Below are 20,378 nucleotides of genomic sequence, written 5' to 3'. Positions count from 1 at the left end.
TCCGCGCGCCGGTACGCCAAAGGGGCGGCCGAGGAGACCAACATGCGCACGACATCCTCTAACACGTATCGGTACGTCTATCGAACAGCGGACGCGTTGAGTCGCATGCTTCGCTTCGTCCTTGTGCTGGTGTTCGGACTTGTATCCTTTGCGGCATACGCAGTCAACGAATCCGAATTGCTGGCGCCCGAGCAGGCATTTCCGTTGACCGTCAGCCTTGCGAGCCATAAGGAGGTCGTGCTCGACTTCAAGACGAAGCCCGGGTATTACCTGTATCGTGACCGATTCAGCTTTGCGGTGAGCGGCGCGCCGGTAAAACCGGTTGCGATGCCTCCCTCCGAAACCAAGAACGACCCCACGTTCGGTGTCGTGCAGGTCTATCACCAGCCGGTCCGAATTCTTCTTCCGCTGTCCGCCGCCGTCACGTCAAGCGCCACGCTGACGGTGACATCCCAGGGATGTGCAGACGTTGGTGTCTGTTATCCGCCTCAGACTCGCCGCTTTCGGATCGCTGCGGACGGTGGGGTGACGCCTGCCGCGCTCGTGGGGAGCGCGAAGGGGGCGGACTTCCCTGTCGCAGAGAAAGACCGGCAGGCCACCGTACTCGGTCTACCGCTGCGGCCGGCCAATGGTATCGGCATCGCCGAAATGCTTGGCTTCCTGTTGGCGGGTCTGCTGATGGCGGGTACCGTGTGCATGTATCCGCTCATTCCGATCGTCACGGCGGTCATTGACGGTACTCGCGAGCGGTTGCCGGTATGGCGCGGGTTCTCGCTGTCGTTGGCCTATGTGCAAGGACTGGCGATCACGTATGCGGCAGCCGGAACTGTCGCGGCCGTCATCGGCATTCCGCTCGTGGCGCTGACGCAGAAACCCTGGTTGCTGGCCACGTTCGGCATGCTCATGCTCGCGTTCGCGCTCGGTATGTTCGGCGTGTTCCGATTGCAACTGCCGACGGGTTGGCAGACGCGGTTTGCGGGATGGAGCAAGCGCTTGCCCGGCGGCCGTGTTGGGCCCGTGTTCGTGATGGGCATGTTGTCCGCGCTGATCGTAGGGCCGTGTTCCACACCGGCGCTGGCCGGCGCACTGCTCTACATCGCAAACAGTCGTGACATCTCAGGCGGTGCGCTGGCGCTGTATCTGATGGGTATCGGAATCGGCATTCCATTGTTGCTCGTCGGTACGTTCGGAACGCGCTTGCTGCCCAAGTCGGGACACTGGATGGTCGCCGTCCAGAACACGCTGGGGGTCATGCTGTTGGCCGCCGCGCTGTGGTTCGTTTATTCGCTGCTGCCCGCGTGGCTGCTGATGTCGCTGATCGCGTTGCTGCTCACCGCTTGCGGGACGATGCTGCGGGCGATCGACCCGTTACCGGCGGATGCTACGGGCATCGCGCGAGTCGGCAAAGCGCTCGGTGTGTTGCTGCTGGTCGCTGGTATTGCCGAGTTTGTTGGCGTCGCATCGGGCAACTTCGACATTTTGACGCCGCTGGGCGGATTGACTCGGACATCGACGTCGGCGGGCGGCGGCACAAGTGCGGCAACGCAATTCGACACGATAACCTCGAACGCGAAGCTGGACGAGGCGCTCAAGGCAGCACGAGGTCAACCTGTCATGGTGGACTTCTACGCGGACTGGTGCATCACCTGCAAGGAACTCGAACGCTTCACGTTCACGGATGCGCGCGTGATGAACGAGTTCACGCATTGGAAGTTGCTGCGCATCGACGTGACGAAGAACACCGAGGCCGACACGGCCATGTTGCGGCGGTTCGGTCTGTTCGGCCCTCCGGCGCTGATCTTCTTCGACAAGACTGGTCGGCCACAGCCCGATGCGCAATTGATCGGATTTATTGGCGCGGACACGTTCCTGGCCCATCTGAAGCGGTTGCAGTCGGGCGATGTGGCGCAATAGCGCAGCTGCCGGCGGTCGCAGCGGGACTGATCGGCGCCTATACTGGAAATCATGAAATTCTGGGTCAAACTCGTTGCCTGCTTTCTGATTGCGTGGTTGCCAATGCTCGGTTACCCCGCACAGGCGGCGTTGTGTCCAGAAATGTCGTCGATGCCAGCGGTACAGCATCACATGAAGGCAGCAAGTGCGATCGAAGCGACCGGATGCACGTCCGGTACGAAGCCTCTCGGTACCAGCGATCGTCCATCTGCGTGCCACGCGGGCATGGGAAGTGCCGTGTGCGGGATGCTGGCTATACCGATGTCGCATCGCGTCGGCATCGTCGTTTCTACGGCCGACTATCGGGCCATCACGCCGTTCCTCGCCGAGCAGTTCATTCCTGAGCTGCCAGCACCACCCCCGCGTTCGTTGTAACTCTCATCCGTCGACGCTTGCCCAGCGGTTCCGTACCGCGGCCCGAGTTCGCTCGTGGCCCGCGTATTCATCCGGGAAGCGTCGCATGTTCGATTCTTTGAATGCAGATGGAGATATACATGAACGCAAGTCATGCACGAATGGCGGTCCTTTCCACACTATTGGTTGCAGCGAGCGCAGTGAGCTTCGCTGCCACTGGTTCAGCGTCCGGCACGTCGGCGCAAGATCGTGAGCACGGTCACGGCTCGATGATGATGGGCGGCATGATGGGTGGTTGCCCGATGATGGGGGGGAGCGCCGGACTGGACTCGAAGACCGCAATGCGAATGCACGCCGAGATGATGCGCGCGATGAGCGACATCATGATGAAGTATTCCGACCAGGCGGGTGCGGCACCGTCAAAGTGACGCAAGCCAGACCACATGACTCGCATTGAATTCCGCTTGACAAGGACTTCACATGAAATGCAACTGGAAAACCATGGTGGCTGTTGGGTCCGCACTGGTCGCCGTCATCGCCCTCGGGTACTGGGCATTTCCTCCGCTCAGAGGCCCGCTTGCAACGCTCGCCGTTATCGCCAGTGGGTTTATCTGCCCGCTATCGATGATTTTCATGATGCGCGGCATGCAATCTCACGCTGACGGTTCCGGTGTGGACACTCGCCTGACGGACAAAGCCGAACACTGAGCCCGCCGACTTACGTCGGTACATCGGGCCGGAGCGATGGCATTTGCCACCGCTCCGGTCCGCTTCACGGAGCGTATATGTTCACTGGGAAACCAATCGTCAATTTCATCATTGGCCTACTCGCGGCCATCGGCCTGCTAGCGGTGCTGGGCACGGCCGCGATGTGGGGGATGCATAGCGGGATGATGCACGGCATGCTGTCGTGTGGAAGCACGATGTATCCGCGTTCCGGAACCTGAGCGGGAGTTTGGGAGATTGAAAATGAAACGATACAAACGACATCAGTCTGGCAGCGCCGCCAACGAGCGCTCCGGTCGTGTCGTCAAGGTGAAGTTGAATCTGCTGTCTCTGCTTGCCCTGATTCTCGCGGTATCGACGGCGTTGGTTTGGGGGCCTTCACTTGTGCATTGGGCCTTTGGTCCAAAAAGCGCTGCGGTCACGCTGGAGAACACGGTCCAGCAGGTACCCGGCTGGCGAGTCGGAATGCTGCGCCCAGATGGACTGCGCATCATTTCATCGGGCGTATCGGATGCCTCGCATGTACTGAACCCGGTGCAGTTTCCCGACATTGCTGTGCGGCACGCGTACTGGGTCGCGACCCAGATCCCCGCGACGCTCAACAAGCTCTACTGCTGGTGCGGATGCGAGAACCGCGGCGAGCATCGTTCGAACCTTCAGTGCTTCGAGGACAAGATGGCGGTGTCGTGCCCGGTTTGCCAAGGCACAGCCGAAATCGCTTACCAGATGACGCAAGCTGGTGTCCGGGACGCAGCGAAGATTCAAGCGGCAGTCGATGCAAAGTGGGCGCCGAAGGGATAGCCGCCGGGCGTTTCAATTTCGAAGCAGGAGGATGTGATGGAACTGAAATGCGTTGTCGCAGTGCTGCGGCCCGAGGTGCTCACCGCGCTCGAGCAGCGATTGGGTGCGTTGCACATCCATGGAATGACGGTGACCAAGGCAAAGGGATTCGGCGCGCATCCCAACTTCTTTGGCAACGACTGGACAACGGAACACATCAGGATCGAAGTCTTTACGGTCGCAGAGAGCGTCGACGCGCTGGTCGAGGAAATTACGACGGTCGCGAACGAACAATCGGGCGGCGATGGCGTCGTGGCCGTCGTACCGGTAGAACGGTTTCTCCGAGTGCGGTCGGCGACTCCGTAACACCGGTTTGGCGATTGTCGGTTACCGGGAAAATGCAATGAGATCAAAGGGATCCCAGCATACGACTTAAACGTCCCTCACAGGGGGCAGAACATGGATCTTTCCAGAAGCTACCGCCTGCAGCGTTGCAATCTCCTGACGCAGTGTTTCATTAATCGACGCCAGCGTCGCGACATCAGCCAGTGCAGCGTCTCGCTCCGCGCGGACGGTCTTCAGCTGTTCTCTTACCTTCTTGACCTCCGCAACCGTGGCGTCGCGCTGCTGCCGAATGCCGCGGCCGACTTGAGTGCGGATCTCTTCGGCGATGTCGGGGTACGTATTGTGAATGAGGCCGGCGCTTACGCCAGCCTCCGCCGCGACGGAGGAGATGCTCAATTTCAGTCCCCTCGTCTTGACCCGGAGGATCGCCAGCTGTAGCGCTTCGCGCGTCTTCCCTCTGCTACGGCGCCGGGGCGCCGACCCGGGCCGCGTATCGTCGGGCGAGGTGCCTGCACGGCTGCTCATGCTCCCTCCAGCGCGGCAGTGTACGCCCGGGCCCGGTCATCGGTCGGCAGCGCACAGCCGAGATCCCGCAGCACCTGCGTCGAGCGCTCCACCACGCGCCGCGCCTTATCGGCCACTGCGGGACCGCAGTCGGTGATCGCAGCTAGCCGCAGGTTGTCCAGGTGAATCATCTGCCAGGCAGATGCTTGCCCCTGGTCGATGATGGCCTGCGAGCACCCCGCGCACATTGATGGGTCGTACACCCCCTGGCCGTGACATCCTCGCGTACCACTGATGCACCACGCGTGTCCGGTGCTGCGCAGTTCGATCGACTCGGCGGTTTGTCTCAGGAGTTGCTTGAGGTCGCGTGCGGCACGCGTGCGCGTCTGCATGATCTTCTTGCCGGCACCCCCGCTGAGCAGCGCATCGGAATGCGCCCAACTTTCCAGCAGCCCCAGCCGCGCGTCGGCCATTTCCTCCTCGAACTCGCGATATAGGGCGTGATCCTGGTGCGGGCTGGCAGCGTAGAGCTGCGTCCACGACATCGACGCATGTTTGAGTTGCCACTTCAGGAAGACGAGGCCCATTCGGCCCAACCGCGAGTTCGCGACGTTGTACGCGAAGGTGCGGCGGCACTGATGGTTGGCCAGGTTCCACTCTGTCCCGGCGGCCGCGGCCAATTGCTTCAATTGGTACCCGCAGGATGCTGAACTCAGCACCTCGACCCGCGAACCGGTTCCCAGATGATCCGAGGCTTTCACGTTCAGTCCTAGAACCAGATGCCGGCCGATCTCTCGCACATGGTTCAGGCGGTGCGCGGCCTCAGCCATTTTCATGCCGTTGCACAGGTGGCCGGTGAGATCGGGGCCCTGCGCCATCAGGTCTTCGAGCCATCGCGCCTCGCCGACCAACCGTGCTTGGAGCGGTTGGGCGTAGCGCTGCAGGATCTCAAGCGCGCGAATAGCCTCCGGCGGCACCAGAAAGTCGACCTCGGTTCCGCCGGTCGTCTTGACTTCGCGCGTGCGCACCCAGTGATACGTCACGCCGTTGCGCTGTTCGGTACGCCAACATCCGCTGGTCACGCCGGTGCTCTCCGAGTTGCGCATTCCGGAGGAGATCTGCAAGAGGTATAGGACCGCATTGCGGATCGAAGTCATTGCGGGGCGCTTGGGCGCCCCGAGCCCGCCCGCGTCTCGAGCCTGAAACAGCTCGTCCGCCTGCGCAAGACTGGCCTCGCAGTAGGCGAAAAGTATGCGCTGCACCGACCGCGGGATCACGGGGGTCGTGCCGGTCCGCCCTGACGGCATCCGATTATCTTCATTGCCGCCACATGCATCCCAAAGGGCGAGCCCCGCCCACGGGTGCTCGAGCAACGGGTGCAGGACTTCCGTATGGAACGTCCAGACCAGGTCGACAATTTGCAGCCGACCACGCACCGACACGGGCTTGAGCGTACGCCGCAAATCCGCGATGTGGTCAGACAGGTGCAGAGCTCGTACCTGACTGAAGTCGGCCAGCCCCAATTGTGCGAGATATCTCAGAGCCAGGACGCCCGAGCGGCCAATATCCGCTATCGAGCTGCCGGACCACTTTCGCCCGTGGGGGCCGCGTCGCTGAGCACAATAGAGTGCCGCCTTGGCATCGTCGATCAGTGCTTTCGGTACGTCGTCCGGCCAAACGATCTTCAGGGCCGAACCCTTGCGGTTCTTCGCCTCGATCTCCGGCGCGAGGTCCCAGACCCGATCACCGAAACGACTCACTGGATGCTCGTGGCCTGCGGCATCGGCCACGGCAGTCACCACGATAGCGTCACGTTCGGCCGGCGGAATGCCGACCAGGCTGATCGGCTGAGCCGCCAGCAACTCGAAGGCCCGCAGGGCACGTGGGGCGGGCAAGGATGTGGCCGGCACGGCGCGAGCCCCAGATAGCGTTTGGGGCGTGTCAAGGATCGAGGCAGAGGTACTTCTCATGCCCTGGGTCCTGCCTGCTGCGTTCCGCGAATCCGCGGTATCGCCGTATCGCCGTGCGAGCCATCAACGCGCAGATCCGGCGCTGACGCACGGTGTCGTGCGCGGCGGCTCATGGTCATCTGGTGCTGCCAGTAAGGGTGCAAGCCCGAGACGGTCTTGGCGCGGGCCTGCGCGACCCGGCTGCGCGCGAATTGGCGTTGCGTGAAGTCGTCGATGTAGGGGATGACCACCCGGTATCGGTCGCGCAGGTCCTCAAGCAGTCCGTCGGTCGTGCGCTCCGGACCCAAGGCTTCGTCAAGGTAGTCGAGTTCGGCCTGCGCGAACATCTGAAAGCTGAACAAGCGCCAGAGTTCGTCCACGGTGCCGACGATCGCGAAGCTCGAGCAGAACAAGCACATGACGTAGCGATCGCAGTGGCTGCGGCCATCATTCGGCGCATGCTCGCCGCTGATCGAGTCCGAGCATGCGGAGACGGGCGTCGGGCTTGGCGGGGCGCTTATGCTGCCTTTGCCGACCTTGAAAGGTTCCACTTGCACTGGCCGAATCTCATTCCCCCTCGGAGCCTGTGCTTCGGCCCGCATCAAAACGGTATAGTCGCCGTTCATGAAGCTCGCTGCATCGGCCTTGCGCGCCTCATTCATCGACGGGTAATTCACTCCGGCGACCCTCGGTGTGTTGCCCATCAGGTTGGCGGTGATGGCTATGTCGCCGTCGGCGGTACGCAGAGCACGGTCGAAGCGGCTCTTACGCAGGCGACTCAGGTTGACGCGCAACGGCAGGCCGCCGTCTCCCAGTAGACTGCGGCGTTCGATGACGCCTTCGATTGCCCTGTTGAGGGACTTGCTGTCGAGGCACGTGATGTTGCCCCTCTTTGTCGACCCTGCACTTGCTTCAGCGCGATACAGCCAGATCCGTGTCTTGAACGCGGATGGCGCCTCACCCACCAGTTCGCGGGTGCTTGCGATGGCCTGCTGCAAGACTGCGCCCTCGGAGAGGTCGAAGCAAAGGTTCTGCTCGTCAGCTTGCTCGTTCGGTTGATTTGATGCGTGCCGTCCAAGAGCGGAGCGGCCAACATTGGAACGAATCTTCTTGCTGCGGTGCTTTGCAGTACGAATTAGGATCGTGCCAGGCAGAAATCCCGGCGCTAAGGCATCGCGGCACATTTCGAGCAGGGGCGTCGGGTTGAGCCCTTGACGGTGTGCCACCAACAACAGCCTGAGTCCCTGCACGGCACTTTGCTTCAGTTGCAAGCGGCCGTGGTGAACATCAACGAGGTCGGACTTGATCGCCTTGGCCAGGCGCTCTTGCTCCGCGTCACTCAGGCTAGTCTGCAGGCTGTCTTCGCTGCTCCAGGGCAACGCGCCGCGCCGGAAGAAGCGAGAAGGCTCGCCCTCGATGAAGCCCTGCGCGAACATTTCGGCGAGTACGGCCTTGACCCCCCTGTAGGTATTGCGCGTCGAACTCGGTCGCCAGCCTTCAGCCTGAGCTCGCTTCTGCAACCATCCGATGAAATGCTGGACATGCATCGGGGAAAGGTCCGACGGCAACTTGGGTCGCTGGGGCAGCGGGGTTTGCGAACTGCCCGCGAGGTACTCGAACAGGTAAGGCAGCTGCCCGAAGTACGTGGTGACGGAGGCTGTCGCGCGTGCACCCGAGAGCAGCATCGCCTTGAGGCAGAAGCCCGATGAGCATACCCAGTCGTCGATGCCTCGGCCCAGCCAGTCACGAAGGTCGAGCGTCTTGATTCTCTGAGGAAAGCGTGCCTCGAGCCCCAACAGCGCGACCATGTCGATGCAGGCGTCGTCGGCGCCGGGCTTCGGCCGTTCGAGTGATGCCGATATGACACCGACCGGTGCGGCGCGATTCTCGCTGACGTTGTAGTTCTTCTTTCTGACCATGGCGTCGCTCAGTGTCGAGGATCGACTGTGGATGCATGCGGCGCCGTGGCCAATGCTTTGCCAACCCCGTAGAGCCGGTCAAACTCGTCCATCATCGCGAGCGCCTCTGCGCCCAGCAGCCGCTCTATCTGCTGCAAATACACCATGGTGGTCTGGACACTCGCGTGGCCGAGGCGGTCGCGGACGTACATGAGCGGCTCCATCGGTATCTCGGGACGGCTGCGAAGCAGCAGCAGGGTATGAATCGCGTAGCTGTGGCGCAGCATGAGCGGGCGCACCCGGAAGCCCACCGTGTTGCTGAGATCGGTGTAGACCTTCACCGCGGATTCCTTGCTGTAGCGTTGCCCGTGAATCGTCAGGATCAGTTCCTTGCGGTCTGCCGCGTCGGCAAGACCGTTGCGCTCGAATGTCGTATATGCGTACATGTCCTCCATCAGGCTGTATGGCACGTGCACAACGCGGGACTTGTTGAACTTGATCTCCATGTCCCGTGGGTCGAGGCGCACGTCGATAAAGGTGCCTGGCTTCCAAGCCTTTTGGGTCCGTGGATCAACCACGTACGACAGCGGGAAGGTACGTGCCTCGACTGAGCGCAAACCCACCCGCGCCATCAGGTCGAACAGCAGCCGCTGCGCTGCAGAGCGAATCGATTGCCGCACGATCTTCAGTTGATCGGCTGTCAGGAACGCAGGTTCCTTGTTCCACTCGTTGAGCAGCACTGCCGGACGGCTCGACCTCTTCCGACCGCCGGTGATATGAGTCAGGTCATGCTCAATGCCGTACACTGCGACGTCGGAACAGGTGAAGGGCAAGCGGTCGATCCGCCCGCGTTCATGTGCCCACCGGTACATTGCCGTGACCAATTCCAACCGGGCGTTGATGGTTGCGGGGTCCAGCTTGAGGTCTTGGGCCTGCCAATCGCGGTAAACACTGACGACGCTCTGCCCAACCGACATGAATGGATCGTCCCAACACCATTCGTTCGCTTGTAGAAATCGAGCGAAATCCCATAGCCGGCGACCGTACGCCTCCCACGTCTTTTGATCAAGCGCCTTTCCGCTCTCAAGCAATCGGTACAGCAGGTAGTCATGGAACGGTTGCGCCGGCTCCATCGAATCGTCGAGGATCAAGGGGAATCCCGGCCGCGGGCGTCCGGCGAAGACAAACTCATCAGTGGCGCGTACGTACCTCACGCGCTGGCCTCGCGCAACATCTTCGCTGCTTGCTTGAATGGCACGCGCCATTGGCGCATCACGAGGTCGTCGGCACCGTCAGCAATCGCGCGCGCCGCGAGGCAATGCAGCCGCCCTATTTCCGGATCATCCATAGGTTGCCAAATCTCCCCCGAATTCCATCCCGCTACTCGACTTCAAGAAATTGAATAGCAGTACACAGGACGATGTCTGTCAACCCATTTATTACTAACAAAACGAGGTATTCGTACCGATGCATCGTGCCGATCAAATCGTCGAACGTCGACGCATGGCTGGCGCCGGATCCGTCTCGCCGCGCGCAGCTGCGCGAGATCCTCGCTGATCGCGAGCGGCCCTACTACGAGCACCAGCTGGCGGCGTAATTCGGGTAGGGATTGGAGTCGGCGTGGGGAATGGCATATACTGTATAAACATACAGTGCCAGATCCCCCAACGACCATGCAAGCCGCTCTTGCCCATCCCGAAACCATCCATCCCGCGCTCTGGCGTGCCAGTCAGCTGCCGCGCTCGAGCTCGCGCGGCGTCGACACGGGGCACGCTGAGCTGACCGCCGAGCTACCCGGCGGCGGCTGGCCGGCCGGCGCGCTGGTCGAGCTGCTGACGCAGCAGGCCGGCATCGGCGAGCTCCGGCTACTCGCGCCTGTACTGGCGCGCTCGAGCGGTCGACCGATCATGCTGATCCAGCCGCCGCACGGGCTGCAGCCGCTCGCGCTGTCGTATTGGGATGTCGATCCGTCCAGCTTCGTCCTGCTGCCTGCCCCGCGCACTGCCGATGCACTCTGGGCCGCCGAGCAGGCGCTGCGCGCCGGCACGTGCGCGGCTGTCCTGCTGTGGCAGTCAAACGTGCGCGCGGACGCGCTGCGGCGTCTGAACCTGGCCGCGCAAACCGGATCCGCACTGTTTTTCCTGTTCCGGCCGGCGGCCGCCGCACGCGACGCGTCGCCGGCGCCATTGCGGCTCGCGCTGGCCCCCAAGCGCGACGGCATAGAGATCACGTTTGTGAAGCGCCGCGGACCCGCGCGTGATACGCCGTTGTTCGTCCCGTTGTCCCCTTCGCCGATTTTGTTGAATCGCCATGCAAGTCTGGATCGGCGTGCATCTGCCGCACCTCAACCTCGAAACGTTCAGGCCACGCTCGCCGGCGCCATCGCCTGACGATGCGCGCGGTCTCGTCGTGCTCGAGAGCGGCCGTGTCGTGGCGCTGGACCGTGCCGCGCGCGCGCTCGGCATCGTCGTCGGCATGCGGCGCGCCGGCGTGCTGTCGCTCGCGCCCGACGCGCAAATCCGCGAGCGCGACGTCGTGCGAGAACGCGAACTCGTGCTCGGCGTCGCGTACGCGCTGCTGCAATTCACGCCGAACGTCGTCGACGCCGACGAAGCCGTGGTACTGCTCGACGTGACGGCCAGCCTGCGCCTTTTCCATGGCATTCGCGCGCTGCGCCGGCGCGTGCGCGACGTCGTCGCGTCGTTCGGCGTCTCCGCGGCAATCTCCGTCGCGTCGACAGGCCCGGCCGCATGGATGGTCGCGCGCGGGCTGCGCGGCGGCCTCGCGCTGTCTGCCCGGTCATTGCGCCGCGCGCTCGCGCGCGTGCCGTTTGTGGTCGCCCCTGATGCGCGGCGGTACGCGACGTGGTTCGACGAGCTCGGCTGCGAAACGCTGGCGGACCTGCAGCGCCTGCCCCGCGCCGGCCTCAAAAAGCGTTGCGGCACGCAGCTGATCGACTGGCTCGACCAGGTGGCCGGCACTGCGCCGGCGGCCTATGACTGGCTCGACATGCCGCCGTCGTTCGACACGCGCGTCGAGCTGATGGACCGCGTCGAGCACGCTGAGGCGCTGTTGTTTGTCGCGCGCCGGCTGATCCTGCAGCTGACCGGTTGGCTCACGGCGAAGCAGCTGGACGTCGCCGCATTCGCGCTGCTGCTCGAGCACGAGCGCGGACGCGACGCGATCGCGCCGACCGAGATCGAGATTTCGCTGGGCGCCCCCACGCGCTTCGAAGAGCACCTGACCCGGCTTGTCAAGGAGCGGCTTGGCCATGTCGAGCTCGCCGGGCCCGTGATCGCCGTGCGGCTCGTCGCGCGACGCGTGCAGGAAGCGGCAGCGCCGAGCGATTCGTTGTTCCCGGAACCCGGCGGCACGCCGCAGGATCACGCTCGATTACTGGAACTGCTCACCGCGCGCCTCGGCGCAGAGAACGTGCTGGTCCCGGCTCCCATAGCCGACTACCGTCCGGAGCCGGCCGCCCGATGGGTGCCGATGCGGGACGCTCCGAAGGCAACGCCGTTGCCCGCGGATTTACCGCGCCCCGCCTGGCTGCTTGCCAAGCCGGTGCCGCTGCTCACGCGCCAACACCGGCCGTTCTACGGTACGCCGCTGCGCATGGTGTCGCCGGGCGAACGTATCGAAGGCGGATGGCAGGACGGGCAGACCGTCACGCGCGACTACTTCGTCGCCGAGGACGACAACGGCATCTGCTACTGGATCTTCAAGGAGCGGCCGACGGCCAGCGACGAAAGCGACTCGCGCTACTTTCTGCACGGCCTGTTCGGTTGATTCGCGATGAGCGCTGCGAGCTACGGCGCCCTGCCCGCCTATGCGGAGCTGCAGGTCGCCAGCGACTTCTCGTTTCTGCACGGCGCGTCGCGCGCCGAGGAATACGTGGCGCGCGCGGCGCAGCTCGGCTACAGCGCGATCGCGATCACCGATGAGTGCTCGCTCGCCGGCGTCGTGCGCGCGCACGTCGAAGCGAAGGCAGCCGGCCTGCCTCTGATCATCGGCTCGCACTTCCGGCTGACGGCCGCCGACGGCTCGCCGGCGATCGCGTTCAGCGCGCTCGCGATGAATCGCGACGGCTACGGCAACCTCTGCGAGCTCGTGTCGCTCGGCCGTATGCGCGGCAAGAAAGGCAGCTACCGGTTGGCGCCGCGCGATCTCGAGCAGCCGGACGCGCCATTCATGCATCTGCGCGGCTTGCCTGACTGCATTGCGATCCTGTCGCCCGACTTCCCGGCCAATGAGCAGCGGCTCGACGCGCAGGTCGAATGGTTCGCGCGCGTGTTCGGCGATCGCGCATGGGTCGCGCTCACGCTGCATGCGCGTGCGATGGACGATATCCACCGCGGTGTCGTTGAACGCGTCGCCGCGCGCCACGGCGTGCCGGTGGTCGCCACCAGCTGGCCGCTGATGCATGTGCGATCGCGCAAACCGCTGCAGGACGTTCTGACGTCAATCCGACTGGGGCGGCCGGTGTCCGAGTGCGGATACGAGCTCGCGCCGAATGCAGAGCGGCATTTGCGATCGCGCTTGCGGCTTGCCAACCTCTACCCGGCCGGCGCGCTCGAGGAGACCGTGCGGGTCGCGCGGCGCTGCACGTTCTCACTCGACGACCTGAAGTACGAATACCCGGACGAGGTGGTTCCAGCCGGCTACGACGTCGCGACCTACCTGCGCGAACAGACGTATATCGGTGCGCAGCGGCGCTTTCCGGCCGGCATTCCGGTCGACGTGCAAGCGCAGATCGAACACGAGCTGCAGCTGATCGCGGAACTGAACTACGAGGCGTATTTCCTTACCGTCTACGACATCGTGCAATTCGCGCGTCAGAACGGCATCTTGAGCCAGGGCCGCGGGTCGGCGGCAAACTCCGCCGTCTGCTACTGCCTCGGCGTGACGGAGGTCGATCCCTCCCGTCAGTCGATGCTGTTCGAGCGGTTCATGAGCAAGGAGCGCAACGAGCCGCCGGACATCGACGTCGACTTCGAGCATCAGCGTCGCGAAGAGGTGATGCAGTACATCTACCGCAAGTACGGCCGCGATCGCGCGGCGCTGACCGCGGCCGTTACCACGTACCGACCGCGCAGCGCATTGCGCGAGGCCGGCAAAGCGCTCGGTGTGGATCCAGCGATCGTCGATCGGGTCGCCAAAAGTCACCACTGGTTCGACTCGCGCGCGGATCTGCTGCAGCGTTTCGCCGAAGCCGGTCTCGATCCCGAGGCGCCGCTCAATCAGCAGTGGGCCGCGTTCGCCGCTCAGCTGCTCGGATACCCGCGCCATCTATCGCAACATTCCGGCGGCTTCGTGATCAGCCGCGGCAAGCTCACGCGGCTCGTGCCAGTCGAGAATGCCGCGATGGAAGATCGCACGATCATCCAGTGGGACAAGGATGACATAGAGGCGCTCGGCATCCTGAAAATCGACGTGCTCGCGCTCGGCATGCTGTCGATGGTGCGCCGCGCGCTCGACATGATCTCGGAGAAGCGCGGCGAGACGTTCGAGCTGCAGGACATCCCGGCCGAAGACAAGGCCACCTACGACATGCTGTGCGATGGCGACAGCATGGGCGTATTCCAGGTCGAGTCGCGCGCGCAAATGTCGATGCTGCCGCGCCTACGGCCCCAATGCTTCTACGATCTCGTGATCGAGGTCGCGATCGTTCGACCCGGCCCCGTGCAGGGCGGCATGGTGCATCCATATCTCCGCCGCCGGCAGGGGCTTGAGCCCGTCACCTTCCCTTCAGACGGCATGGAAAAGGCTCTGAAGCGCACGCTCGGCGTGCCGATCTTCCAGGAGCAGGTGATGCAGGTCGCCATGCTCGCGGCCGGCTTCTCCGCCGGTGAGGCCGATCAGCTGCGACGTGCGATGGCAGCGTGGAAACGCAAGGGCGGCCTCGAGCCGTACCACGATCGGCTCGTGAGCGGCATGCTCGAGCGCGGCTACGATCGCGAATTCGCCGAGGCGATCTTCGCGCAGATCAAGGGCTTCGGAGAATACGGGTTTCCGGAGAGCCATGCGGCCAGCTTCGCGTTGCTCGTCTACTCGAGCGCCTGGTTGCGCCGGCACGAGCCGGCCGTGTTTCTAGGGGCGTTGCTCAACAGTCAGCCGATGGGCTTCTATACACCATCGCAGCTGCTGCAGGACGCGCGACGCCGTGGCGTTGAAGTGTTGCCTGTCGACGTGAACGTGAGCACCTGGGATTCGGTCATCGAGGGGCCGACGACATCGGCGCCGGTGCGGCTTGGATTCTCACTGCTGCGCGGCATGCGCGCGGACGTCGCCGGCCGCATCGAGCTCGCGCGCGCGGTGCGGCCGTTCGTCGACGTCGCGGATCTCGCGCGACGGGCGCAGCTCGATCGGCACGACCTGCAGGTACTCGCACGCGCGAACGCGCTGCGCTCGCTCGCCGGCGGCAACCGGCGTGCCGCGCTCTGGCTGGCGGCCGCCGCCGTGCCCGATCGGGATCTGCTGCGCGGCACCGAGCGCGATGACGCAGTGCCGGCGCTGCCGCAGGCCTCCGAAGGCAAGGAGATCGTGACCGACTACAACGCGATGGGCTTCACGCTTGGCCGGCACCCGCTGGCGTTGCTGCGCGATCGGCTGGCGCTCGATCGCCTGCAGTCGGCGGAGCAGCTGGCAACGTTACGCAGCGGCCAGCTCGCGCGCGCATGCGGCCTCGTCACCGTGCGACAACGACCAGGCACGGCCAACGGCGTGCTGTTCATGACGCTCGAGGACGAGACGGGCCAGGTGAACGTGATTCTGTGGCCCGGTCTGCTGGAGAAGTTTCGGAAGGAGGCGCTCGGCGCCGCGCTGCTCGCCGTCTACGGCGTATGGCAGGCAGAAGGCAAGGTGCGGCACCTGATCGCGAGCAAGCTCGTCGACCGGAGCGAATTGCTCGGCTCGCTGCCGACGACGGCAAGGGAGTTTTGTTGAGATCTCTGTCGTCCCTAACGTGATTCCATCCGCTATTCTTCCGACCGCTCAGCTTCAACCCAAATCGCCACGCCCGGATGATGCATTGAAATCGTGTCAATATTGCAAGCCTCCTGTTCCGACTCGGATAGCGTCTCTTGTGCCGTGAAGACAGTCACATTGACACCTTGTCGACGAAGCTCCCGGCAAAAATCTTCACTCACGACGCCATATCGGACCCACAGTGCAGCAGTTGACTTCGATGGGAAGTACTGAAGAAAGCCCGCGATCCCGTCCTTGCTCTTTGCATAGAAGACCATTTCGGTTCACCAACGTAAGTTCAGTGTTTGACAACGATTTATCACGGAGCATACCCGCCACCCCGAGTCGGGAATCCCCCCAATGGGTCCACGGTGAAATCGTGAATATGTGGTACACCTTGCCCGTGATCATGATCGTAATCAATGTCAGCTACTGGATATCCGTCACCGCCATACACACGAATCTGACCGCTTCCCGGATTAACGTAATAGGTGTATGGGGCGCCCGTGTTCGGAGTTTTCGTACCCGGCCCTGCTATTTGAAACGAACCATCTGAACTTCCCGTCACTGCGGACGTCAACCCTGCGGGGTCTACTCGATTTACCGGGTTGTTCGCCACGTAAGCGTAGAGGTTCGTGTCGTCCTTATATCCCACAGGGTCCGTCTGGAAAAACCGACCTTGTCCGGGGGAATAGAACCTTGCCTTATAGTAGTACAGCCCGAGAGAGCCAATGAATTGCTGCCCCGTGAAGCGGAACCGCGTACCGCTCACTGCGTTCGGCTCACCAAATGGGCCGTAGGTATAGGTTGCCGTTTTCGCCCCCGACGTATCCGCCGCGGCGACGACGCTGCCCAGTTGATCCGTGTAGAACCAATTCTTGTTCGTGGTCCCGGAGCCTTCGTACCAAACCAGTGGATTGTCTGCACCAGAACCCTGAACATAACGCCTCAGAACATTGCCTGACGAATCGTATTCGGCGACGAGCTTCGTGTCGTCGTACAGCATGTTCGTCGTGACACTGCCAAAGAGCCCATTCGGTTCGACAGTCTGACGCATGCGACCCTGCGCGTCGTAGGCCAGACTCACTGTCGAAAACAACCCGGTGCTGCCGGTTACGAGTCGATTGTCAAGGTCATAACCATACGACCGACCGCCGTAGCTCGCCACGTTGCCGTTATTGTCGTACCCGACTGAGCCTCCAGCCGCGGTCGTGTAACGATTCAGGCCATCCGCGGTATAGCTCTGGCTGCCGCTCGTTCCACCACTCCACTGATACGCAAGATTGCTCGGTGTGACGCTAGTCACATCCAGAACTTGATTACGTGCGTACGTGAACTGCACCTGATCGCCAGGCGCAGTCAGTAGGTTGGTCAGCGTCGCAACCCCGCCTTGATTGTCGAACCCGCGCTGAACCGATGTACCGTTTCCGAACGTCAACGTGGTCGCCCGGCCCAAGTCGTCGTAGGTGTACGTCGCGAGTGCGGTGCTTCCGTTCTCCTTGATCACACTCGGCCGATTCAACGCATCGAAGCTGGTAGTTGTATTGAACCCATCCGGCCACGTCATCTGGGTCCGATTTCCTGCGGCATCGTACTGGAAATTGAGCGTCTGCCCCCCCGCCGTCGTGTTGAGCAATCGACCCGCGTTGTCCCAAGCATAGGACACCGCGTAGCTGCCGTTCGCATACTGCGACGCGGTGCGTAGTCCGCGCAGGTCATAACTGAACTGAACATTGTTAGCGCTGCTCGGATAGGTACGTGCGGTCAGGCGGTTGAGGTTATCCCAGGTCTGGGTGATCGTGCCTCCGCTACGTCTGCGGATGGTGACCACGTTGCCGTTCGGATCGTAGGTGTAGCCGTCGTAATCATTGCTGTTCGCCGAGCCCGGTGTGTTGGCCAGCGGGTAGTATCGGTTCGTCAGACGGTCGAAACCGTTGTATGCATAGACGGTCAGATTATTCTTCGCGTCAGCACTAGAATTTAGCTTACCGTTCGGCGTATAGGTGTACTGCACATAGTTCTGCTGTTGCGCCGTGCCGGTCGCCTTCTGGATGGTGTTGATGGAGTCGTCGACGTTGTACACCGTCGTCGTGACTCTGTTCCCACCATCGGCAGCCGCGAGATACTGGGTTTGCTGATATGGCCGATCGAGATCATCATACGCGGTGTCCGTGATCGGCACCGGAGCAGCCTCGGACGGGCAGGTTGTCGCCGATGCAGTCATCGAAGGCCCCCATGCACGGGTAACCTTTCCCGTTGCGCTGTACCGCGAACAGTTTGTCAACCATTGAGCGCCGATCTGGCGGGCGACAGCAACTGGCCGGCCGTCCGCATCATAGGTGGTCTGAGTTTGCTTCCCCAGTTCCGTGACCACGGTCGGGCGCCGCTCGCTGTCGTAGCTAGTCGTCACCGTATCGGTCACGTCAGTACGCGGCCCGTCAACCACGGTCAGGTTGCCGATATCGTCGTAGGTGTAGGTGGTCGTGAGATTCAGCGTTCCCGTGCCGGCGTCGACTGTCGTGGTCGCGGGCACCTCGTGGTGCGCCCAATCATAGGTCCGCGTCGTCGCAGTGGAATTAGATGCGCTCGTCTTGACCGTCGTCTTCCACAAGAGATACATCGTCGGAAAGCCGGTCGGTGTCCAAGAGTAATAGTCGTAGGCTGTCCATGGCGCTACCCCGCTCGAATCGACCGGGGCGGTAACGGTCGCAATGTCGCCCCAAGGCGCATAGGTGTACGTCGTGGCATTGCCGCGTGCATCGGTTTCCGTGGCAACTTTGTTGTATGCACTCTCATAAGTGAAGCTTCGAGTGAGCGGTGCGAGACCGGATCCGGCTGGTGCGAACTGCGTGATCGACTTCACGTTCTGCGTACAGCGTTTCTCCGAGCTCGCACAGGATGCATCATCGTACGTGTACGAGAAGCCATTCCCCTGGGGTAAAGTCTTGGTAATTAGCCGCCCCTGTCCGTCGTAAGCGAATTGCGTGACGTTGAACAGCGGATCCGCCTGCTGCAACACATTTCCAAGCACATCGAGATAGCTGAGCCTCGTGATACCACCCGGTGCAGATTCAAGAGCTCGCGATCCAGCGAAGTAGTAGCTATACGTTTTGCCACGCGCATTCGTCTGGGTTTGGACTCGTCCCAAGCTGTCATAGACATTGGTGACGCCGGCGGTGGACGGGAAGCTCGGGTAAAAGATTTGCGTCATCTGACCTGGCAACCCATAACCGTAAGTCGTACTCTTCGACATCGTGTCGGTGAAGGTCGTCAGATTGCCATTCGTATCGTAGCTATATTGGACCGTTCTAGCACCGTCCGAGACCTGGCTGATCCGGCCGTTCGTGTAGCTGAAATTTAGCGTGCGCCAGAAGCCGTTGCTGACGCTGGTCAGGTTGTTTCCGGAATAGCTGTAGTTGACCTGCGTACCGTTGGCGTCTTTGTAGGTATCGATGTTCCCCGACGAGTTGAAGTGCATCGTATTGTGATGAACAGTATCGTAGGTGTATGTCCCATCTCCGTTCAGTATCAGTCTCGACGAATTGCCAGGGGGCGGGTTGTAGCTGCCGTCCGGCCACTTCACGAACACCTCGCCATTCAGACCTTGTGTCACGATCACGGTATTGTTGATCAGTTGATCACCGAACCACCGCTGCCCCAGAGTCGCAATGACCATCTTCTCAATAGGATGTGACGAGTCCGCAAGCAAATCCACCGACGCCTTCATCTCGACCAACGCAGCTACTGCATCGAGCGCAGAATCTTCGCCCATCCCCTGATAACCGTCGGAATTTACTTTCGCGGTCACGTTGAAATTGTGTGCCCAGCCCTTCCCCAGAACACTGTCCTGATTCTTGGCGCTCGAACTGTATATACGGCTGAAGGTGAGGCGCTGCGGAAAGAGACCTACACCTGATGAAAGGTCATCGCGGCTGTACGTAAAATTCCCGGCTGCGAGCCCGATGGGGTCCGCAACGTAATTGAACGGCTCGCCCTGCAGGGAGGACCCACCTTGGAGGGACGGTCCAATTTGGAGCGCGCCATTACTGAGGACGGTGACCGGAAGGTTGTACATCGAAGGCGGAAACGGCGACGCAACCTGCGCCAGCGGGGAAAGCGTGGACAGATACTGACCGAGGGTCATGAACCCGCCGGCGAGGTTTCCTTTGATCATCGCGCCCAAAATATTTGGGCCATAAAAATAGTAGCCCGCACCGGTCCAACTATTCTCAGTAATATCGCAGTGCTGCGGCAATATCAGGTTGTATCCGGCAGCGAGGTAGTTACTGAAAGTTCCGAAATACGCGCTGCAATTCACGAGATTCGGCTGTACCGCGCTCGCGTAGTTTGCTGACGTCGCGTTGTAAATTGGCTGCCCAGCAGCTGCCGCCAGGTCGATGAGTTTCACTGTTGAAGCCGCCGAGATAGTGCTGACCTGCTGAACTACCGTCGATTCGAGGATGCTTGAATGCATCCCCGATTGATACAACCCGAGCGGCTCCTTCGTCGAGTCTCCGGCAACGTTGGCGATCCCAACTAAACCGCCCGGCAAATCGACGTATGACGAACCTGTATAACCGGCTACGCCGACATCGTGATATAGCAAGATCGAGTTGCCCGAAAGGCGCTCGCTCAGGTAGTAGGCTTGCGAAGTCTGTCCGAGCCACTGAGCGGCGAGCAGGGCCAACGTAGTGCCCCCGACCGCGTCCGATGTATCAGCGGCGCCGGATGCTCGCAAATTGCCGAGTGAAGTTTGGAAAAAGTTCGCGAGACCGCGACCAGTTGGTCCCCATGCATTGGAAATCGCAAAGATATTTCCGGGTTTCGCGACGATCGTCTGCGTGACGGTCTGGTCTGCACCTGTAGTCCCGAAGCCATTATGGGTAACGACCATCGTGAGGGT

The 20,378-nt window shown here is 62.1% G+C and carries 17 protein-coding genes and 1 pseudogene; 11 read left to right on the top strand and 7 right to left on the bottom strand.

Translation table 11 applies throughout. The annotated features are described in order from the left end of the window. The first annotated feature begins 42 nt into the window (after positions 1-42). From dsbD to BST28156_RS08665, 7 genes are all read left to right on the top strand, one after another. Positions 43-1,914, top strand: a complete 1,872-nt coding sequence (gene dsbD / locus BST28156_RS08695; protein WP_012211073.1) for a protein-disulfide reductase DsbD — start codon at positions 43-45, stop codon at positions 1,912-1,914. Positions 1,915-1,965: 51 nt separating this feature from the next. Continuing rightward, the gene (locus BST28156_RS08690; protein ID WP_012211072.1) at positions 1,966-2,328 is read left to right on the top strand and encodes a hypothetical protein; all 363 of its coding nucleotides are present in this window, start codon (positions 1,966-1,968) and stop codon (positions 2,326-2,328) included. A 119-nt stretch (positions 2,329-2,447) separates the two neighbouring features. After that, a complete protein-coding gene (locus tag BST28156_RS08685; protein ID WP_012211071.1) occupies positions 2,448-2,735 on the top strand; it encodes a hypothetical protein in 288 nt (95 codons plus the stop codon). Between the two features lie 52 nt (positions 2,736-2,787). Further along, positions 2,788-3,015: a DUF2933 domain-containing protein gene (locus tag BST28156_RS08680; RefSeq protein WP_012464982.1), complete on the top strand. Its 228-nt coding sequence runs from the start codon at positions 2,788-2,790 to the stop codon at positions 3,013-3,015. Positions 3,016-3,092: 77 nt separating this feature from the next. Then, positions 3,093-3,254, top strand: coding sequence for a hypothetical protein (locus BST28156_RS08675; RefSeq protein ID WP_009692946.1), 162 nt, complete (start codon positions 3,093-3,095; stop codon positions 3,252-3,254). Positions 3,255-3,276: 22 nt separating this feature from the next. Then, positions 3,277-3,834 (top strand): PCYCGC motif-containing (lipo)protein, encoded by a 558-nt coding sequence (locus tag BST28156_RS08670; protein WP_012211070.1) that lies wholly within the window; start codon positions 3,277-3,279, stop codon positions 3,832-3,834. A gap of 36 nt (positions 3,835-3,870) precedes the next feature. Beyond that, positions 3,871-4,179: a P-II family nitrogen regulator gene (locus tag BST28156_RS08665; protein WP_009692944.1), complete on the top strand. Its 309-nt coding sequence runs from the start codon at positions 3,871-3,873 to the stop codon at positions 4,177-4,179. 66 nt (positions 4,180-4,245) lie between these two features. On the opposite strand, the gene BST28156_RS08660 is transcribed toward BST28156_RS08665, so the two are convergent. From BST28156_RS08660 to BST28156_RS08640, 5 genes are read right to left on the bottom strand one after another with little or no spacing between them, the layout of a single operon-like run. Continuing rightward, positions 4,246-4,683, bottom strand: a complete 438-nt coding sequence (locus tag BST28156_RS08660; protein WP_009692943.1) for a coiled-coil domain-containing protein — start codon at positions 4,681-4,683, stop codon at positions 4,246-4,248. Next, positions 4,680-6,632 (bottom strand): site-specific integrase, encoded by a 1,953-nt coding sequence (locus BST28156_RS08655; protein ID WP_009692942.1) that lies wholly within the window; start codon positions 6,630-6,632, stop codon positions 4,680-4,682. Before BST28156_RS08655 ends, BST28156_RS08660 begins: the two co-directional genes overlap by 4 nt. Next, the gene (locus BST28156_RS08650; RefSeq protein ID WP_009692941.1) at positions 6,629-8,530 is read right to left on the bottom strand and encodes a site-specific integrase; all 1,902 of its coding nucleotides are present in this window, start codon (positions 8,528-8,530) and stop codon (positions 6,629-6,631) included. Before BST28156_RS08650 ends, BST28156_RS08655 begins: the two co-directional genes overlap by 4 nt. 8 nt (positions 8,531-8,538) lie before the next feature. Beyond that, positions 8,539-9,660: a tyrosine-type recombinase/integrase gene (locus tag BST28156_RS08645; protein WP_226189267.1), complete on the bottom strand. Its 1,122-nt coding sequence runs from the start codon at positions 9,658-9,660 to the stop codon at positions 8,539-8,541. 59 nt (positions 9,661-9,719) lie between these two features. Then, entirely contained in the window at positions 9,720-9,857 is a 138-nt protein-coding gene (locus BST28156_RS08640; protein WP_009692939.1) for a hypothetical protein, read from the bottom strand. Positions 9,858-9,974: 117 nt separating this feature from the next. Here BST28156_RS08640 and BST28156_RS34985 point away from each other — a divergent pair. The 4 genes and pseudogenes from BST28156_RS34985 to BST28156_RS08625 all read left to right on the top strand — a co-directional run. After that, positions 9,975-10,106 (top strand): annotated as a pseudogene (locus BST28156_RS34985) (SOS response-associated peptidase family protein); the annotation flags it as partial. Positions 10,107-10,182: 76 nt separating this feature from the next. Further along, complete coding sequence (gene imuA / locus BST28156_RS08635) at positions 10,183-10,899, top strand: translesion DNA synthesis-associated protein ImuA (protein ID WP_038442157.1); 717 nt, start codon at positions 10,183-10,185, stop codon at positions 10,897-10,899. After that, on the top strand, positions 10,820-12,298 hold the full coding sequence (locus tag BST28156_RS08630; RefSeq protein WP_038442156.1) for a Y-family DNA polymerase: 1,479 nt from the start codon (positions 10,820-10,822) through the stop codon (positions 12,296-12,298). Before imuA ends, BST28156_RS08630 begins: the two co-directional genes overlap by 80 nt. Before the next feature lie 6 nt (positions 12,299-12,304). Then, positions 12,305-15,454 carry an error-prone DNA polymerase gene (locus tag BST28156_RS08625; RefSeq protein ID WP_038442153.1) on the top strand — a complete coding sequence of 1,050 codons (3,150 nt, stop codon included), beginning with the start codon at positions 12,305-12,307 and terminating at the stop codon, positions 15,452-15,454. Positions 15,455-15,486: 32 nt separating this feature from the next. Here BST28156_RS08625 and BST28156_RS08620 read toward each other — a convergent pair whose 3' ends face one another. Beyond that, a complete protein-coding gene (locus tag BST28156_RS08620) occupies positions 15,487-15,753 on the bottom strand; it encodes a hypothetical protein (RefSeq protein WP_123876425.1) in 267 nt (88 codons plus the stop codon). A gap of 41 nt (positions 15,754-15,794) precedes the next feature. Continuing rightward, positions 15,795-20,369 carry an RHS repeat-associated core domain-containing protein gene (locus tag BST28156_RS08615; protein ID WP_172965549.1) on the bottom strand — a complete coding sequence of 1,525 codons (4,575 nt, stop codon included), beginning with the start codon at positions 20,367-20,369 and terminating at the stop codon, positions 15,795-15,797. Positions 20,370-20,378: the final 9 nt, after the last annotated feature.

Origin of the sequence: Burkholderia pseudomultivorans, from assembly GCF_902499075.1 — a bacterium.
Classification (GTDB): domain Bacteria; phylum Pseudomonadota; class Gammaproteobacteria; order Burkholderiales; family Burkholderiaceae; genus Burkholderia; species Burkholderia pseudomultivorans.
Note: the sequence above shows the minus strand (reverse complement) of the source record. Positions and strands in the feature narration are given on the sequence as shown.

Bases quoted from the DNA above. Each gene is read 5' to 3' on its own strand.
- BST28156_RS08660 (WP_009692943.1), bottom strand. From the start codon at position 4,683: ATGAGCAGCCGTGCAGGCACCTCGCCCGACGATACGCGGCCCGGGTCG.
- BST28156_RS08680 (WP_012464982.1), top strand. From the start codon at position 2,788: ATGAAATGCAACTGGAAAACCATGGTGGCTGTTGGGTCCGCACTGGTC.
- BST28156_RS08625 (WP_038442153.1), top strand. From the start codon at position 12,305: ATGAGCGCTGCGAGCTACGGCGCCCTGCCCGCCTATGCGGAGCTGCAG.
- BST28156_RS08630 (WP_038442156.1), top strand. From the start codon at position 10,820: ATGCAAGTCTGGATCGGCGTGCATCTGCCGCACCTCAACCTCGAAACG.
- BST28156_RS08640 (WP_009692939.1), bottom strand. From the start codon at position 9,857: ATGGATGATCCGGAAATAGGGCGGCTGCATTGCCTCGCGGCGCGCGCG.
- imuA (WP_038442157.1), top strand. From the start codon at position 10,183: ATGCAAGCCGCTCTTGCCCATCCCGAAACCATCCATCCCGCGCTCTGG.
- BST28156_RS08615 (WP_172965549.1), bottom strand. From the start codon at position 20,369: ATGGTCGTTACCCATAATGGCTTCGGGACTACAGGTGCAGACCAGACC.
- BST28156_RS08690 (WP_012211072.1), top strand. From the start codon at position 1,966: ATGAAATTCTGGGTCAAACTCGTTGCCTGCTTTCTGATTGCGTGGTTG.
- BST28156_RS08620 (WP_123876425.1), bottom strand. From the start codon at position 15,753: ATGGTCTTCTATGCAAAGAGCAAGGACGGGATCGCGGGCTTTCTTCAG.
- BST28156_RS08665 (WP_009692944.1), top strand. From the start codon at position 3,871: ATGGAACTGAAATGCGTTGTCGCAGTGCTGCGGCCCGAGGTGCTCACC.
- BST28156_RS08670 (WP_012211070.1), top strand. From the start codon at position 3,277: ATGAAACGATACAAACGACATCAGTCTGGCAGCGCCGCCAACGAGCGC.
- dsbD (WP_012211073.1), top strand. From the start codon at position 43: ATGCGCACGACATCCTCTAACACGTATCGGTACGTCTATCGAACAGCG.
- BST28156_RS08685 (WP_012211071.1), top strand. From the start codon at position 2,448: ATGAACGCAAGTCATGCACGAATGGCGGTCCTTTCCACACTATTGGTT.
- BST28156_RS08650 (WP_009692941.1), bottom strand. From the start codon at position 8,530: ATGGTCAGAAAGAAGAACTACAACGTCAGCGAGAATCGCGCCGCACCG.
- BST28156_RS08655 (WP_009692942.1), bottom strand. From the start codon at position 6,632: ATGAGAAGTACCTCTGCCTCGATCCTTGACACGCCCCAAACGCTATCT.
- BST28156_RS08675 (WP_009692946.1), top strand. From the start codon at position 3,093: ATGTTCACTGGGAAACCAATCGTCAATTTCATCATTGGCCTACTCGCG.